General features: G+C 40.2%; 13 protein-coding genes. 4 read left to right on the top strand and 9 right to left on the bottom strand.

Annotated elements, in window-relative coordinates:
- Position 1 precedes the first annotated feature (1 nt).
- Both HW120_RS06305 and HW120_RS06300 read left to right on the top strand, forming a co-directional pair.
- The gene (locus tag HW120_RS06305; protein ID WP_177732171.1) at positions 2 to 370 is read left to right on the top strand and encodes a DMT family protein; all 369 of its coding nucleotides are present in this window, start codon (positions 2 to 4) and stop codon (positions 368 to 370) included.
- 6 nt (positions 371 to 376) lie between these two features.
- Positions 377 to 739 (top strand): cupin domain-containing protein, encoded by a 363-nt coding sequence (locus HW120_RS06300; protein ID WP_177732168.1) that lies wholly within the window; start codon positions 377 to 379, stop codon positions 737 to 739.
- Between the two features lie 59 nt (positions 740 to 798).
- On the opposite strand, the gene HW120_RS06295 is transcribed toward HW120_RS06300, so the two are convergent.
- On the bottom strand, positions 799 to 2,148 hold the full coding sequence (locus HW120_RS06295; protein ID WP_177732165.1) for an FAD-dependent oxidoreductase: 1,350 nt from the start codon (positions 2,146 to 2,148) through the stop codon (positions 799 to 801).
- A gap of 223 nt (positions 2,149 to 2,371) precedes the next feature.
- Between HW120_RS06295 and HW120_RS06290 the strand changes: the two genes are divergently transcribed.
- Complete coding sequence (locus tag HW120_RS06290; protein ID WP_177732162.1) at positions 2,372 to 2,530, top strand: lmo0937 family membrane protein; 159 nt, start codon at positions 2,372 to 2,374, stop codon at positions 2,528 to 2,530.
- 30 nt (positions 2,531 to 2,560) lie between these two features.
- Here HW120_RS06290 and HW120_RS06285 read toward each other — a convergent pair whose 3' ends face one another.
- From HW120_RS06285 to kynU, 3 genes are all read right to left on the bottom strand, one after another.
- Positions 2,561 to 3,643, bottom strand: coding sequence for an agmatinase family protein (locus HW120_RS06285; RefSeq protein ID WP_177732159.1), 1,083 nt, complete (start codon positions 3,641 to 3,643; stop codon positions 2,561 to 2,563).
- 134 nt (positions 3,644 to 3,777) lie between these two features.
- Entirely contained in the window at positions 3,778 to 5,841 is a 2,064-nt protein-coding gene (locus HW120_RS06280; RefSeq protein ID WP_177732156.1) for a T9SS type A sorting domain-containing protein, read from the bottom strand.
- A gap of 92 nt (positions 5,842 to 5,933) precedes the next feature.
- Positions 5,934 to 7,208, bottom strand: coding sequence for a kynureninase (gene kynU, locus HW120_RS06275; protein WP_177732153.1), 1,275 nt, complete (start codon positions 7,206 to 7,208; stop codon positions 5,934 to 5,936).
- A 106-nt stretch (positions 7,209 to 7,314) separates the two neighbouring features.
- Between kynU and HW120_RS06270 the strand changes: the two genes are divergently transcribed.
- On the top strand, positions 7,315 to 8,046 hold the full coding sequence (locus HW120_RS06270) for an SIMPL domain-containing protein (RefSeq protein ID WP_177732150.1): 732 nt from the start codon (positions 7,315 to 7,317) through the stop codon (positions 8,044 to 8,046).
- Positions 8,047 to 8,109: 63 nt separating this feature from the next.
- Here HW120_RS06270 and queA read toward each other — a convergent pair whose 3' ends face one another.
- From queA to HW120_RS06245, 5 genes are all read right to left on the bottom strand, one after another.
- On the bottom strand, positions 8,110 to 9,159 hold the full coding sequence (gene queA / locus HW120_RS06265) for a tRNA preQ1(34) S-adenosylmethionine ribosyltransferase-isomerase QueA (RefSeq protein WP_177732147.1): 1,050 nt from the start codon (positions 9,157 to 9,159) through the stop codon (positions 8,110 to 8,112).
- A gap of 87 nt (positions 9,160 to 9,246) precedes the next feature.
- Entirely contained in the window at positions 9,247 to 10,482 is a 1,236-nt protein-coding gene (locus HW120_RS06260) for a 3-phosphoshikimate 1-carboxyvinyltransferase (protein ID WP_177732144.1), read from the bottom strand.
- Positions 10,483 to 10,519: 37 nt separating this feature from the next.
- Entirely contained in the window at positions 10,520 to 10,846 is a 327-nt protein-coding gene (locus HW120_RS06255) for a nucleotide pyrophosphohydrolase (protein ID WP_177732141.1), read from the bottom strand.
- 1 nt (position 10,847) lies between these two features.
- Complete coding sequence (locus tag HW120_RS06250) at positions 10,848 to 12,785, bottom strand: DUF3857 and transglutaminase domain-containing protein (protein ID WP_246297044.1); 1,938 nt, start codon at positions 12,783 to 12,785, stop codon at positions 10,848 to 10,850.
- Positions 12,786 to 12,856: 71 nt separating this feature from the next.
- A complete protein-coding gene (locus tag HW120_RS06245) occupies positions 12,857 to 14,761 on the bottom strand; it encodes a DUF3857 domain-containing protein (protein WP_246297043.1) in 1,905 nt (634 codons plus the stop codon).
- Between the last annotated feature and the right edge of the window lie 40 nt (positions 14,762 to 14,801).

The following is a 14,801-nucleotide window of genomic DNA, read 5'->3' as shown; positions in this document are numbered from 1 at the left end:
TATGAAAGGGTACATCACTATCGGATTACTGATCCTCTCCAACGTTTTTATGACACTGGCCTGGTACGGACATTTAAAATTCAAGGAACTGAAATGGTTTGAAAACGCCGGTTTGATAACGGTAGTTTTAATCAGCTGGGGACTCGCCCTATTTGAGTACTGCTTTCAGGTACCGGCAAACAGGGTGGGCTTTGAAGGCAACGGTGGTCCGTTTAGCCTTATGCAGTTAAAAGTGATCCAGGAGGTTATCACTTTGGTTGTTTTCGTTATTTTTTCTTTGCTTTTTTTCAAAAACGAAACTTTCCGGTGGAATCACGCCGTTGGCTTTTGCTTTTTAGTCCTGGCCGTTTACTTTATATTTAAAAAATAGTACAAAATGAAAAAATATTATATCCAAAACAGTCCGTTTGTTGTTCCAACAGACGACGGTAAACTAATCGAAGAGCATCATGGCAATGCCTCGACAGGCAATGCCGAAATTTCAATTGCCCACATGGTTGCACCGCCACACTGGAGTGAGCCGTTTCAAACGCCCGAATTTGACGAATACACCTATATTATAAAAGGAAAGAAACAATTTATCATTGATGGCGAAACGATCATCCTGGAAGCCGGACAATCCATTAAGATCGAAAAGAACACCCGGGTTCAGTATTCCAACCCATTTGATGAAGCCTGCGACTATCTTTCCGTTTGTAAACCGGCCTTTACAGTAGATGCCGTACACCGGGAAGCATAAGCCCGAAAACAAAAAAGTCGTGTCTTATAAATTATACGACACGACTTTTTTGTTTTTATTTATAACGCCTGCTTTAGCAGTGCCAATATTTTATGCTCAACTTCTTCCGTTTCCCAGTTATGCTCAATGCCCGGCAATCTCATGATCTCTTCCATAATGGCATTTTGATGGTTCCCTATCGCTAAAGCTTCCGCATACGGACGGTGGCTAAAGGTTACCCTGTCGTATAACGGCAGCCATTTTTCAGGATGCCTGATCGCAAACCATTTTTCAATTTTCTTTTGCAGTAAAAATTTATCATCGGCTGTTTTGGTACTCATCTCCATAAAGTTGCGATAAGACAATTCCGCAATAGCGTCAGCATTTGGTTTTCTGATTATCTGGTATTGTTTAAAAATAGTTTCCCAATCGTCGCCATATTCCTTCATCAACTCCGCTAAACTGGTAATATCTTCAAATCCGGCGTTCATCCCCTGTCCGTAAAAAGGAACTATTGCATGAGCGGCATCCCCTATCAGCGCTACCTTATCGGTATACGTCCACGGATAGCATTTCATCGTTACCAGTGAACTGGTTGGATTTTTAAAGAAGTCGTTTACTAATTCCGGAATCACATTAATGGTATCCGGGAAGTGTTTCTGGAAGAAATCCTGAACCGCCTGTCTGTCGCTTAATGATTCGAATGAGTTTTCTCCTTCAAACGGCATGAACAACGTACAGGTAAAACTGCCATCCATATTGGGCAATGCAATCAGCATAAAAGCCCCTCTTGGCCATATATGAAAGGAATTTTTATCCAGTTTATGGGTTCCGTCCGGATTTGCCGGAATGTTCAGTTCTTTATAACCGGTATCCAGAAAGTCCTGGGAATAATCAAACCGGTTTTGTCGCTGCATCCGGTGTCGCACACGGGAAAAAGCTCCGTCGGCACCAAATACTTTGTCATATTTTACTTCTTCCCATGCACCTTTTTCGGTTTCCCCGATATGTAAGGTCGCATCAGAAAGGGTGACATCCCATATTTTTTTCTCAAAGAAAAATTCCACTCCCACTTCTTCCGCCAGGGTTAACATCAGGCGGTTTAATCCTCCTCTTGATATGGAGTAGATACTTTCACCATCAATACCATAGTTTTGAAAAGCCAATGGCTTATCGGCAAGATGGATGGCTCTTTTATCCATCGGTATCGCCACTTTTCTTATTCTGTCGCCAATTCCCGCTCCATCCAAAGCTTTCCAGCCGCGATCTGACATTGCTAAATTTATCGACCTTCCTGAAAACTGTATGTTCCTCACATCCGGACTCCTGTCGTATACATGGACGGTATGTCCTTCTTTTTTTAGATAAATCGCTAATAATGTCCCTACTAATCCTGAACCGACTATGGCTATTCGTTGGTGCGTTTGCATGAAATTTACTTCTAAATAATTGGCGTAAAAATACTTAATAATTAAGAACTGAAGCCGTTTTATACTGATTTTATCATATTTTTCACTTTTAAAAAAGCCCTGCAAAAAGCGCCATTCAATTAATTACACAAAAAAGCACGTTAACCTTAATTTTTTATTAAAATTCAAGCTAAAAAGAATAAATATTAATAATTTTAAAGAAATAACTTAAAAACTATTAATTATGAGAGATTTAATTTGGTTGATTGTGGTTATCTTATTACTCGGATGGTTAGTTGGGTATTTCGGATTCAGGGAAGCTGTCGGCAATTTAATCCATGTATTGCTGATCCTGGCAATTGTTGGTGTACTGTACCGATTAGCAACCGGAAGAAAGCCCTGAAAATAGAAAAATCCCCAATCGGGGATTTTTTTATCGGTTGAATGTAATCTTCTCGCCTACTTTCATTTTTTGTGATTTTGCAAAAACACCACACATGTGGAATAGCATTCTTGCGCCAACATTACCGTCCCAGTCATCTTCTCCCGGTGCTACTTCAACCAGGTCGAATCCGATGATTTCTTTATTGGTATCGGCCAATCGGCTTAACAAATAAGCCGCCTGTTCAAAAGAGAAACCACCCGGAACCGGTGTTCCTGTATTCGGGCAGTACCAGGGATACATTCCGTCAATATCGAAAGAGATACATACTTTTTCCGGCAGGGAAGCAATGATATCATCACATTGCTGTAACCAGGTTTTGCCTTCAAACGTTTCTGCTTTCAGATCCATATCGGTATGAACCAAAACCCTGTTTCCGGCATTTTTAGCCACTTCTACTTCCTGTTCACAAAAATCCCTGATTCCCACCTGAACGATTTTAGATATCTGCGGGATCTGCAAAGCATTGTACATAATGGAAGCATGCGAATAGGTAAACCCTTCATAAGCGATACGCAAATCCATGTGTGCGTCTAAGTGTAAAATACCAAAATTCTCATGCTGGGAAGCCAAGGCTTCATAATATCCTAATGGTGTACTGTGGTCACCACCCAATAAAGCCACTTTTTTACCTTGTTTCATCCAATGTAAAACGCGGTCCTTCACTTCATTTTTCAAGTCTTTACAAACTTTATTAATCTTATCAAGGTCGGCTTGCAAAGCAGGAAATGTAGCAATATCTTCTCCGTTTTCCAACGCTTCAATTACCGGTTGTGCCAGACTTTTGTACTTTTTTGAATTTTCTTCCCAATGTTTGGGTGCTTCATCCATATAGATTCCCAACTTCCATAATTCCGGAAATTCCTGATGCTGTAAATCTACCTGAAAAGAGGCATCCAGAATGGCATCCGGTCCTTCCGATGCTCCTGCTCCGTAACTTACCGTAACTTCCCAGGGAACCGGAACAATAACAATATCGCTTTCTGCTGCTGTAAAAGGCAATCCAAAGACACTTGCATCTGCTAATCCCGGTTGTGAAGGATCAAAATTTTCTATTTTTTGCTGTTTGTTCATTTTTAATTTTCTAATGATGATGGTACAACTTAACGTCACAAAGATAAGCGCATTAGGATAATTGCGAAAAAATATTCAAAAAAAATGACCGGAGCTGTATCCGGTCATTATATCAGTAAAAAAGAAGTATCCTATTATTTTTTTACGAATTTATAAGAGGCTTTACTGTTGTTAAAGAATATCGAATATACTCCACTTGACAGTTTTGACACATCAAGGGTGATTTCTCCGTTCTCGATAGTGTTTTCAAGCACTTTTTGCCCTAACATATTATAGATTGCAAAATCTTCGGCTGCATTAAAGTTTCCTTTTATGGTCAGCACATTGTTTGCCGGGTTCGGGAAGATTGCCACATTTTGTTTTGCAAAATCATCCGTTCCCAGTGGTGCTTCCACTACCAATGAGAAATTACAGCTCACAGAAGTACCGCTTGTTCCAGTCATCGTAATCTGGTGTGTTCCAACATTTACAATTGTTCCGGCTCCCGGCGACTGGGTAACAACTGCATTACAGTTTGCCGTTACAGCACTTGTTTGTCCGCTATAATCCGGAACTACATAAGTCCCGCCGCTACCGGCATTAACCGTTTGCGTACCCGGACAGTGAATGGTTAAAGGTAAAGCCGGCAATACATATCCTGTAGCTGTAAAATGGGTTGTAAAAGCCTGCACATCCTGACAGCTGTATCCCATATCGATAGCTGCCTGTCTTACCGCAATGGCTGCATTTTGCTGGTTTGTAGAACTATTCGTCATTGCCAGACCTTCTAAAAATGCTTTGTCTACTTTTGTTCTTCCGATCTGATCGTACACTTTCATTAAAGCTGTAGCCCAGATTTGCCCGTCCTGGTGGATTTGTCCTACCAAGCCGCCCGGATAGGTAGCATTATAATTGGTTACCCTTCCTGCCCAGAACGGATTGTGTCCGTCCCAGCTGAATACATAATGGTAAGCCGCCTGAGAAGATGTCCACTGACTTAAACTTCGGCTATAGGATTGTGCCCAGTAATCTCCGGAACCTTCACTAAGTCCGTTAACCTGCGATAAAGAACCACCTGTTAGCCAGTCGTGCAAACCGTGGCCTAATTCGTGCAGGATTACATCGGCATCCTCAGCATCGTCAACACCACCTTCACCAAAATTCAAGGCACCGCCTCCGTAGCTGGAGTTATCTGCTCCGTTAAAACTGTGTGGGTCAAAGAATACCACGCCGTTATTTTGCAGCGGTACCAAAGGAATCCCTAATGTTCCGTTAATATATCTGAAACTGTTATCGATATGATAGAAGGCATTAACTGCTTCAAATCCGGCATCGAACCGGTTAAAAATAAAGGAACTGGTGTTTTGTGTAAAAAGTCCTGTATTTGGGTTTTGCAGGTTCTTTATTTCCACATATTGGCTTTTCAGCTTATAAACACCGGACAAAAGTTCGATATCAACCAATTCTACCTGACTTCTTGCCGCATCCAGCTGTGCATTGGTCGCATCATTATTGTCTACATACTGACCACCGTAGGCCACACCTGCAACAGACAACGGATCCGGGTTAAAGATCATGGCTGTTCCGGTTGCCGACTGTGCCGTACCGGCTATGCTTTTTCCGAATTGTTTTTCTTTTTTGTCTTTTTTATCTTTATCCTTATTGTGCGAATGGGCATAATAGGCAACATCTTTAAGGCTCAGCATGTCTCCGCTTTGCGCATCGATGATCGCTTCCCAGTGTCCTTTCAGGTCTTCGGCAGCCGTTACCACTCTATACACCAGGGTTGTTTTGCCCAGTTTATTATATACAAACAGTTTGCATTCCTGTGACGTTATCGCACCTTCAAATGCCAGCGCCTTGTCTGAAATGCTTATTGCTTTTTTGTCGTTAAACTGAGGGGAAACACTAATATTCGTTACTGTTTTATCGTAACTGTTAGAAGAATAGGTTATTTTTCCATCCGGCGAAAAATGAACCACTATTTCCGATTCAAAAACCGGAACCCCGTTTAAGATCTGCTGGAAACGCAAGGTTTCTCCTGAAGGTCCTTTCCGGTTGAATCGCAGATTAAAATCATGAAACGATTTTATCTCCAAATCTTTTGCCTGCGACTTTATAAAGTCTCTGGCTGCTCTTTCGTTTTCAGAACTCTGGGCATTGGCCTGCAGCGAGAATAAAAACAAAACAAAGGCGAACTTAAGTAGTCTTCTCTTCATTTTTAAATTAGGTTTTAGTTAAATTTAGTTAAGTTTAACAGCTAAAATAGCTAAAAATGAAGAGAAAACACAAAAAATATTTATTTTGTTTACTATTTCAATATCCCCTGGCGTAAAATCTGCCCAAATTCATACATATCTTCAAAAGAACAGTAAAACGGAGCCGGAGCCAATCGAATCACATTCGGCTCTCTCCAGTCGGTAATAACGCCGTTTTTCATCAGATACTCAAAAAGGGATCTGCCTTCCCCATGCAGAAACACGGATAACTGACAAGCTCTTTCTTCCGGATTTGACGGTGTGATCACTTCAAATTCGCTGGCTACTTCTTTATCGACTTCCTGTAAGATAAATTCCAGATAGGCTGTTAACAGGTTTCTTTTTTCGATTAGTTTGTCCATCCCGACTTCGGCAAACATTTCCACAGAAGCCAGATAAGGCGCTAAGGATAAAACCGGTAAATTACTGATCTGCCATCCGTCTGCACTGCGCACGGGATCAAACTGCGGTTCCATTTTAAAACGTCTTTCTTTATTATGTCCCCACCATCCGGCAAAACGCGGCAGGTCGGTATCGTTGTGATGCATTTCATGTACAAAACAGCCTGACGCATTTCCTGGTCCGGAGTTCATGTATTTGTAACTGCACCAGGCAGCAAAATCCACATTCCAGTCGTGCAGCTGCAATTTAATATTTCCGGCAGCGTGGGCTAAATCCCATCCAACATAAGCACCGTGCTTATGTCCGGCTTCCGTTATGGTTTTCATATCAAATACCTGACCGGTATAGTAATTTACACCACCCATTAATACTAAAGCCAGCTCGTCGCCTACTTCCTCAATTTTTGCCAGTACATCTTCCAGACGGATATTGTGTTCTCCTTCCCTGCGTTTGATTTCTACGATCGTATCTTTCGGGTCCAATCCGTGGAAATGCACCTGACTCTGGAACATATACTGGTCGCTTGGAAAGGCTTTTTCTTCACATATAATCTTATACTTCTTAGCTGTCGGTCTGTAAAACGTAACCATTAACAGGTGCAGGTTTACAGTCAGTGTATTCATTACCGTTACTTCAGCTGGTTTTGCTCCTACAACGGTACTTAGTGGTGCCGCAAATCTTTCGTGATAATCCCACCAGGGTTTGTCTGCATAAAAATGTCCTTCCACAGCCAGGTTTCCCCAATCGTTCATTACCTCATCCACATAGGCTTTTGTTCTTTTGGGCTGTAATCCCAAAGAGTTTCCTGTGAAATATATGACTTGTTTACCATTTACCTGCGGGAATATAAATTCGCTTCTGTACTTCGCTAAAACATCTTTTTCATCCAGTTGCTTTGCAAACTCACGAGTATTTTGAAATATCATTATGTGTTATTTTGGTTTTGGTAAAAATAAGAAAAAATAAGATTTTACGTTTGTGAAAGTAATAGCGATATTTCATACATTTATAACAATTAAATATTTATTAGTTATGAAAAACAATCTTAATGCAGCCATTATAGCGGTTGCAGTGGTTATCTCGGCGTTCCTGTTTTCCAGTGCTTTTAAGAACAGAAACCAAAGCAATGACACTATTAGTGTAACCGGATTAGGTAAAAAAGATTTTGTTTCCGATCTGATCGTATGGAGCAGTTCCTTTTCTAAAAAGAATATGAATTTAAAAGAAGCTTATGCCTCGCTGGATAAAGATCGGGAGATCATCAAATCCTATCTGATTTCCAAAGGGGTTCCGGAGAGCAATATTGTTTTTTCTGCCGTAAATATTAATAAGGATTTTGAAAACACTTATGACAACGACGGCAACACCCGTCAGCAAATCTTTACCGGTTTTTCGCTTTCCCAGAATGTTCAGATAGAAAGTAAAGAGGTTGATAAAGTAGAAGGCATTTCGCGTGAAGTGACCGAGCTGATCAATTCGGGTGTGGAACTTTATTCCAATCCGCCGGAATATTATTACACCCAACTTGCCGCACTTAAATTGGAAATGATTGCAGAAGCAACTAAAGACGCCAATTCCCGTGCCGAAAAGATTGCCGAAAATGCCGATGCTAAATTGGGTAAATTGAAGCGATCGGATATGGGGGTTTTCCAGATCATCGCCCAGAACTCATCTGAGGAATACTCCTGGGGCGGTTCGTTTAATACGGCTTCCAAAAAGAAAACTGCCAATATTACCATGAAACTGGTATATCAGGTAAATTAAAAATATGTCATAAAAAAAACGTTCCGGAATGGAACGTTTTTTATTTATATTATAATTCTCAGATTACAAGATTAACATAGCATCACCGTAAGAGTAGAATTTATAGCCTTCTTTGATTGCTTCATCATACGCTTTACGCATTAAATCATGTCCGCAGAATGCTGAAATCATCATTAATAAAGTCGATTTCGGAGTATGGAAATTGGTTACCATACAATCGGCTACACTGAAATCGTAAGGAGGGAAAATAAATTTATTCGTCCATCCTTCATACGGATTTAATGTTTTAGCAGAAGACACAGAACTTTCCATTGCACGCATGGTTGTTGTTCCGATAGCGCAAACTCTTTTTTTGTTGGCTTTTGCCGTATTCACTATTTCACAAGCTTCTTCGGTAATTCTCAATTCTTCCGAATCCATTTTGTGTTTGGATAAATCTTCTACCTCAACCGGGTTGAATGTTCCCAAACCTACGTGTAATGTTATTTCGGCAAAATTAACACCTTTAATTTCCAAACGTTTCATTAAGTGTTTTGAGAAGTGCAATCCTGCGGTTGGAGCAGCTACAGCACCTTCTTCTTTAGCATAAATAGTCTGGTATCTTTCTGCATCTTCCGGCGTTACATCACGGTTGATGTATTTTGGTATCGGAGTTTCTCCCAGTTCCAGTAATTTTGCTCTGAATTCTTCGTAAGAACCGTCATATAAGAAACGTAGTGTTCTTCCTCTTGAGGTTGTGTTATCAATAACTTCCGCTACTAAGGAATCATCATCACCGAAATATAATTTATTACCAATACGGATTTTACGGGCAGGATCAACCAATACATCCCATAAACGCTGCTCGGCATTTAATTCTCTCAATAAAAAAACTTCAATTCTTGCTCCCGTTTTTTCTTTGTTACCATAAAGACGAGCCGGAAAAACTTTAGTATTATTCAACACCATTACATCTCCTTCATCAAAATAATCCAGAATGTCTTTAAAAAGCTTGTGCTCGATAGTTTGTGTTTTTCTGTTCACAACCATCAAACGAGCTTCGTCTCTGTTTTCAGCAGGAAATTCCGCCAACAATTCCGCTGGCAAATTGAAATTGAAATGAGATAACTTCATTGTACAAATTTTAAATTGAGTGCAAATATACTATCGCACGATAGGGGTTGTCAAGTCTTTTAAGGTTTATTTTTAAAAACTTGGATTTTACTCATTTATTTCCTGTATTTTAAAGCCGATTTTCTTAAGATCTTCCCAAAAATCCGGATATGACTTTGAGACTACTCCGGCTTCCTCTATAACTAACGGAACCCGTAATGCCAAGGGTGCAAAAGCCATCGCCATGCGGTGATCCTGATAGGTTGCAATACGGACGTCGGGGTTTATAACCGCAGCGGCTCCCAGCGTAAGACTGTCATTAGTGACTGTAATTACAGCGCCTAATTTTGTCAGCTCATTTTGCAATGCCAGCAAACGATCCGTTTCTTTAATTTTTAAAGTGTGCAAACCGCTAAGGTGGCAGCTTATTCCCAAACCAAAACAAGTCACGGCAATCGTCTGGGCGATATCCGGCGTGTTCTGCAGGTTAAACGATAGTGCGTCTTCGATCTTTACAGCTGTTTTTTTCAGCATAAGCGTATTGTTCTCAAAAGCGGATTCGACTCCAAAATGACGGTATAGTGCCACCAGGTCGCTATCGCCCTGAAAGCTGTTTTCTTTATAGCTGGTCAGTGCAATCGTTGTTCCGGGTTTTGCCATGGCGGCAATCGAATAAAAATAAGATGCCGAACTCCAGTCGCTTTCCACCGTTACTTCCTGTGCTGTGATTGTTTTTGCCTGATGGGCAACCGTGATTGTATTGCCTTCAAATGTTGTGGCTATCCCGATTTCGGCTAACAATGCCAGTGTCATTTTAATATATGGAATAGACGTGAGTGTTCCTTCCAGCGTGAGCTCCAGTCCGTTTTCCAGACCGGGTGCCACTAAGAGCAATGCCGAAATATACTGGCTGCTGACATCCGCTTTCAGGCTTACCTGCCGTTTCTCAATTTTTGTTCCTTTTATACGGATGGGCGGATACCCTTCCGTTTTTTCGTATGTGATATCGGCACCCAATTGTCGCAGCGCATCCACTAAAATACTGATCGGGCGTTCCTGCATTCGGGAAGAACCCGTTAATACCACTTCTCTGCCCTGCTGAACTGCAAAATAGGAAGTCAGAAAACGCATCGCTGTTCCGGCATGATGGATGTCCACAACCGTTTCTTCCGACTTCAATGCTTTGGTCATGACCTGACTGTCATCGGAATTGGATGTATTTTTTAAAATCAGTTCCGGATACAAGGCCTGCAGCAATAACAGCCTGTTGGTTTCACTTTTAGAGCCGGTTATGGCAATTGCAGACGAACTGTTTATTTCGGAAGGCAGGAGTTTTATTTTCATTGTTCCAGGTATTACAGGCACTTATGCCCTGATGCGTCTATTTTAATTTTTCATTGTTGTGATGACGATCGTGATCCCGCTTTGTTTTTAAGTCCAGTTTTTTATCAAACGCCGCCTGTAAATCGACTCCCGTTTGATTCGCCAGACATAAAACCACAAAAACAACATCTGCCAGTTCTTCACCCAGATCTTTATTTTTATCACTTTCTTTTTCCGATTGCTCCCCATAACGGCGGGCAATGATTCGGGCTACTTCTCCAACTTCTTCTGTAAGCTGCGCCATGTTCGTCAGTTCGTTAAAGTAACGAACCCCGTGGTTTTTAATCCAGTTATCAACGTCCTGTTGTGCGTTTTTTATATCCATCTTATGCTTTTTTAAGAACTATTTTTTCTGTTTGTTTTTCAATAATTGTCTTATAGAAATTTTTAAGTATTTCATAGTGACTTGCCGGAACCAATGACCAGTTAATATCTACAGATGCCACCAGCTGTACTTTATTTCCGGAAGTATTAATATTAAAATTAAAGCTTCCCATGTCTTCTTCCATTGCCATACTTATTGGCGCCGGAACCGATTCTACCACATAACCATCCGGTATGGTCAGGTTAATCATGTATTTTTCCTGATTCGGGAAGGAGAAATCAATCGGATATTCTCTTTTTTCCTGTTTAAAAGGATTTTCCGTCTGGGCAAAAAACAACATCGGATCAACATATATTTTATCGCCAATTCTTTCAACTATTGCCTCATGCGTAAAATTATAATCTTCTACAACTGGTTTCGCCATATCCTTTGCATTGGCTACTTTATAGGATTCTATCTGAATTCCGGTATATTTCTTCTCCAGTTTTTCCAGATATTTTTCCTGATTTAAATCGCCATACAACGCTCTGTACATATAGGCAAAATAATCGAAATGCTGTTCGCGTACCATTCCTTTCAATACTCCGTCTGCCCCAATGGTTGCCATGATATTTACTACGTTTCTGGACAGGTTTTTAGGAACCAGTTCCACATCGTCTGAACTTCCGTCTTTACGCACCATTCTTCCAAACCAGTTCAGCGCTCTGAAAGGCATAATATCGACACCTGCATTCTTATCTGTCGCATCTAAAAGCAACAAACGATCACCAGACTGAACTCCGGCTATAACATAGTTATAAGAAGATCTGTTTGGGAAAAAGGCAATTCCGTTGCTTCTTGTACTCAACAAAATAGGATTCACATCTATTCCCGCTTCTCTTAGCATCGCTATCAGGATCAGGTTTATTTCTGCGGTGTTTCCTACTTTTTCCTTATAGGCTGTACGCACTCCTTTTTCGCAGATATAGCCCACATATTCATTCCAGGTCATTCTGGATTTTACAAAGTTAAAAATAGTTGTAATCTTTTCATCCGGATTACTGATTCCTTTTAATATTGCCGCCAGATCCTCTTCAAAATAACTTCTTTTGTTCAGCTCGCTTCCAAACTCTCCTTCATAAATTCTTTTTACCAGCGTATTCCAATCTGTAGAAAGATCTTTATATGGCTGGTTCGGATATTTAATGGACGTCAGTTCATGCAGTAATGCCGTTCTGTAATTATTGATGTTATTGATATAGCTTTCATCTTTCATTGCCGGAATATCTTTTAAGGTATAGGTGATGTTCGCTTCCTGATAATCCAGATCCAGATTGGATTTTACATTACTGTATCCTCCGTCGCCATTTACTTTTTGTGTTACCTTTCCTCTATAACTTCCGGTAGAACTTGTCTTTTCTATTTTTGGCACAAGTGCTCCTTTCATTTGTGTCTTATAGATATAATATTCCGGAATTTGCGTTACATACTCCGAATGATTCACCGGAATTGCCATCTGGAAGTTCCAATCTTTAAAAGCACCGATAAACGGAGATTCCTGGGTATATTTAAACTCAATAACCGACAATTCCTTTACGTTAGGAAGTACAATTTTGTTGCGCTCTCTGTATTTATTGGTTTTTTCAACAAAAATACCTTCGCTTTTCAGCTTGGTTTTTTCAATTTTCCCGTCAACTAAGTTATATGTACAGGCATTGGTAAACGAAACATTCTCCTTGGAATTATTGTCTACATAATTATCAATGACAAAATTTGCCCAGTCGTAACCTTCTTTTTTATAAATTTTAATTCGTGTTTCCACCTCCGTAATGGTTCGAAATCCTTTGTCCGGGTGAAACTCAAAATAGGTTCTTCCTTTTTTATACAAAACAGCCGCTTCTGCTTTGGGATCTTTAGGGTGTTCCGTTTGTTTTAATTCTTCAACCGTCACTTTTCCCATATCGAACTTTTGGGCAGATATTTGTACCGTTATGAAAAAAAACAAAGCACTAAGTAATGTTACTCTCATCATTATTTATTTTTAATTAAGCTAATTTTTGCATTGTCATTTCTGGCAATGAGTTCCTGGAATTTTCTAAAATCTTCATATTCTTCTTTTGCATAATACCCTCTGAATATTGTTACAGAGCGTATCGCAAGCAATTTGTCCTTTCCTTCAAGTTTATAGTCTGTTTTATACTCGCCAAACTTTGTTTTTAAGGCAATATTCTGCGGTAATCCTTCCACAGAAAATCCTTCCGGCAACTGTACCGTTACTTCGTCATAATCATGGTATCCCCTACCGATTTCAAACGGCAGTTTTCTGTTTCTGTAACGTTGCGGCAATTCCCGGCTTACATTAAAAGCATTGACAGGAAAAAGCATTCGCTCCCCGGAAATAGTAGCATATCGTTCTGCCTGAACCGCAATATTTTCCAGGAATATTACCTTGTCCCTATCATTTTCAAACTGAACTTTATTAATTTTCAGGTTATTGATATTGGAAAAATAGTGTTTATAAAACCGTTCCTGGTCTTCTTTGGATTTTCGTTCCATCAGGTATTTGTTCTCATACTGCGTTCCTCCGGATCGAATAGCAATTTCGCCGCTAAAGTTTCCTTCCGGATCAATGGTATAACGTCCCTTTGATTGCTGCGCATTGTCTTTATCCGGAATATCATTCGTTTTGACCAGTTCGCCTCCATCCGGTTTTACAATTAAAGCATAGCGGTCATCTGTAAATTTTCCCTGATAGGCAAAAGGATACACCTGGCTGGTACATTCCAGAAAATAATACTGTCCATTGTCCGGCACTGTTAAAATAGCATGATTCCCCTGGATTGAAACAAGATCGTTTTGCAGGTTTTCCTTTTCTTTTCCGCCATAGATCACGGTATAATAAGAGGGGATTCCAACCACATTCAATAACGATTTTGTATAATTAGACAGCGCTTTACAGTCGCCATAACCCAACCTGTCTACATCTGCGGCTTTCATTGGTTTCCATCCCCCAATACCTACCTGAATACTGACGTATCTGGTTTTATCCTGTACATACCGGTATATTTTTTTCGCCTTTTCTATCGGGCTCTTTTCATTTTCCACCAGTTTTTTTATCGTGTTCTGCGTTTCTAACGGCAGTTCCTGTACATCCTGAAGCAATTTATCATTCATCCACAATCCGAAGTCTTTCCAGTTGTCTGCCACACCATCCGTGCCTTCTAACGAGAATTTGCCAAATCCAAACCGGACATAGGGTATTAACTTCGTGAAACCGGGTGCATATTCTTCATATTTTAAGGCCGGAACATTTTCGAGTACAAAAACAAGTTCGGTACCTTTAGCTGTTTTTACGGCTTTAAATTTATCCAGATTGTATTCCTTATACTTAAGCTTCAGGTCATACGGATAGGTAATCCTGTATTCACTTTTCATCAGGCTCTGTCCATAGCCGGTAATCGGATACCAGGTGGTTACAAATCCGGTATTGGACGTTTCCGTTTCGCTGTTCAGCTCAATCGTAAACGGATATTCCGTGGCAACATAGTTTAATGTAAGTGCCCTGTTATCTGAAAAAACAGAAAAACCATCTGCCACACTATGGTCAAAAAAATCTTTTCGCTTTAATTTTTTGATCTCTTTTCCGGATTTGTCATAAATAATCGCTTCAACATTTTTTATTTTAGTTGAGTTATCATAATACAAATCCCCTTCGATACTGGAAAGCCCTTGTTCATTGAGTACAATGACCGTTTTCTTTTTACTGATCAGCATATTCCTGACCGACAAAACCTGAATTAGCGTTTTATCCGTTTTTACAATGGCATTTGCATTTTCCCGAAGACTGTCAGGAATAACAACGGCTTCCTGAGCAAATGCCCACAGCGAACAAAACAGGATCAACAGTACGGTATATTTAGTTTTTGAATTCATCATTATGGCTTTAATTCTATTTCCCTTTCTGCAATTAAATAAC

It is taken from the genome of Flavobacterium inviolabile, assembly GCF_013389455.1.
Taxonomy (GTDB): domain Bacteria; phylum Bacteroidota; class Bacteroidia; order Flavobacteriales; family Flavobacteriaceae; genus Flavobacterium; species Flavobacterium inviolabile.
The sequence above is the reverse complement of the archived record's forward strand: the minus strand, read 5'-3'. Positions and strand labels throughout refer to the sequence as shown.

Bases quoted from the DNA above. Each gene is read 5' to 3' on its own strand.
- HW120_RS06305 (WP_177732171.1), top strand. From the start codon at position 2: ATGAAAGGGTACATCACTATCGGATTACTGATCCTCTCCAACGTTTTT.
- HW120_RS06255 (WP_177732141.1), bottom strand. From the start codon at position 10,846: ATGGATATAAAAAACGCACAACAGGACGTTGATAACTGGATTAAAAAC.
- HW120_RS06285 (WP_177732159.1), bottom strand. From the start codon at position 3,643: ATGAACAAACAGCAAAAAATAGAAAATTTTGATCCTTCACAACCGGGA.
- HW120_RS06245 (WP_246297043.1), bottom strand. From the start codon at position 14,761: ATGATGAATTCAAAAACTAAATATACCGTACTGTTGATCCTGTTTTGT.
- kynU (WP_177732153.1), bottom strand. From the start codon at position 7,208: ATGATATTTCAAAATACTCGTGAGTTTGCAAAGCAACTGGATGAAAAA.
- HW120_RS06250 (WP_246297044.1), bottom strand. From the start codon at position 12,785: ATGGGAAAAGTGACGGTTGAAGAATTAAAACAAACGGAACACCCTAAA.
- HW120_RS06295 (WP_177732165.1), bottom strand. From the start codon at position 2,148: ATGCAAACGCACCAACGAATAGCCATAGTCGGTTCAGGATTAGTAGGG.
- HW120_RS06260 (WP_177732144.1), bottom strand. From the start codon at position 10,482: ATGAAAATAAAACTCCTGCCTTCCGAAATAAACAGTTCGTCTGCAATT.
- HW120_RS06270 (WP_177732150.1), top strand. From the start codon at position 7,315: ATGAAAAACAATCTTAATGCAGCCATTATAGCGGTTGCAGTGGTTATC.
- HW120_RS06290 (WP_177732162.1), top strand. From the start codon at position 2,372: ATGAGAGATTTAATTTGGTTGATTGTGGTTATCTTATTACTCGGATGG.
- queA (WP_177732147.1), bottom strand. From the start codon at position 9,159: ATGAAGTTATCTCATTTCAATTTCAATTTGCCAGCGGAATTGTTGGCG.
- HW120_RS06300 (WP_177732168.1), top strand. From the start codon at position 377: ATGAAAAAATATTATATCCAAAACAGTCCGTTTGTTGTTCCAACAGAC.
- HW120_RS06280 (WP_177732156.1), bottom strand. From the start codon at position 5,841: ATGAAGAGAAGACTACTTAAGTTCGCCTTTGTTTTGTTTTTATTCTCG.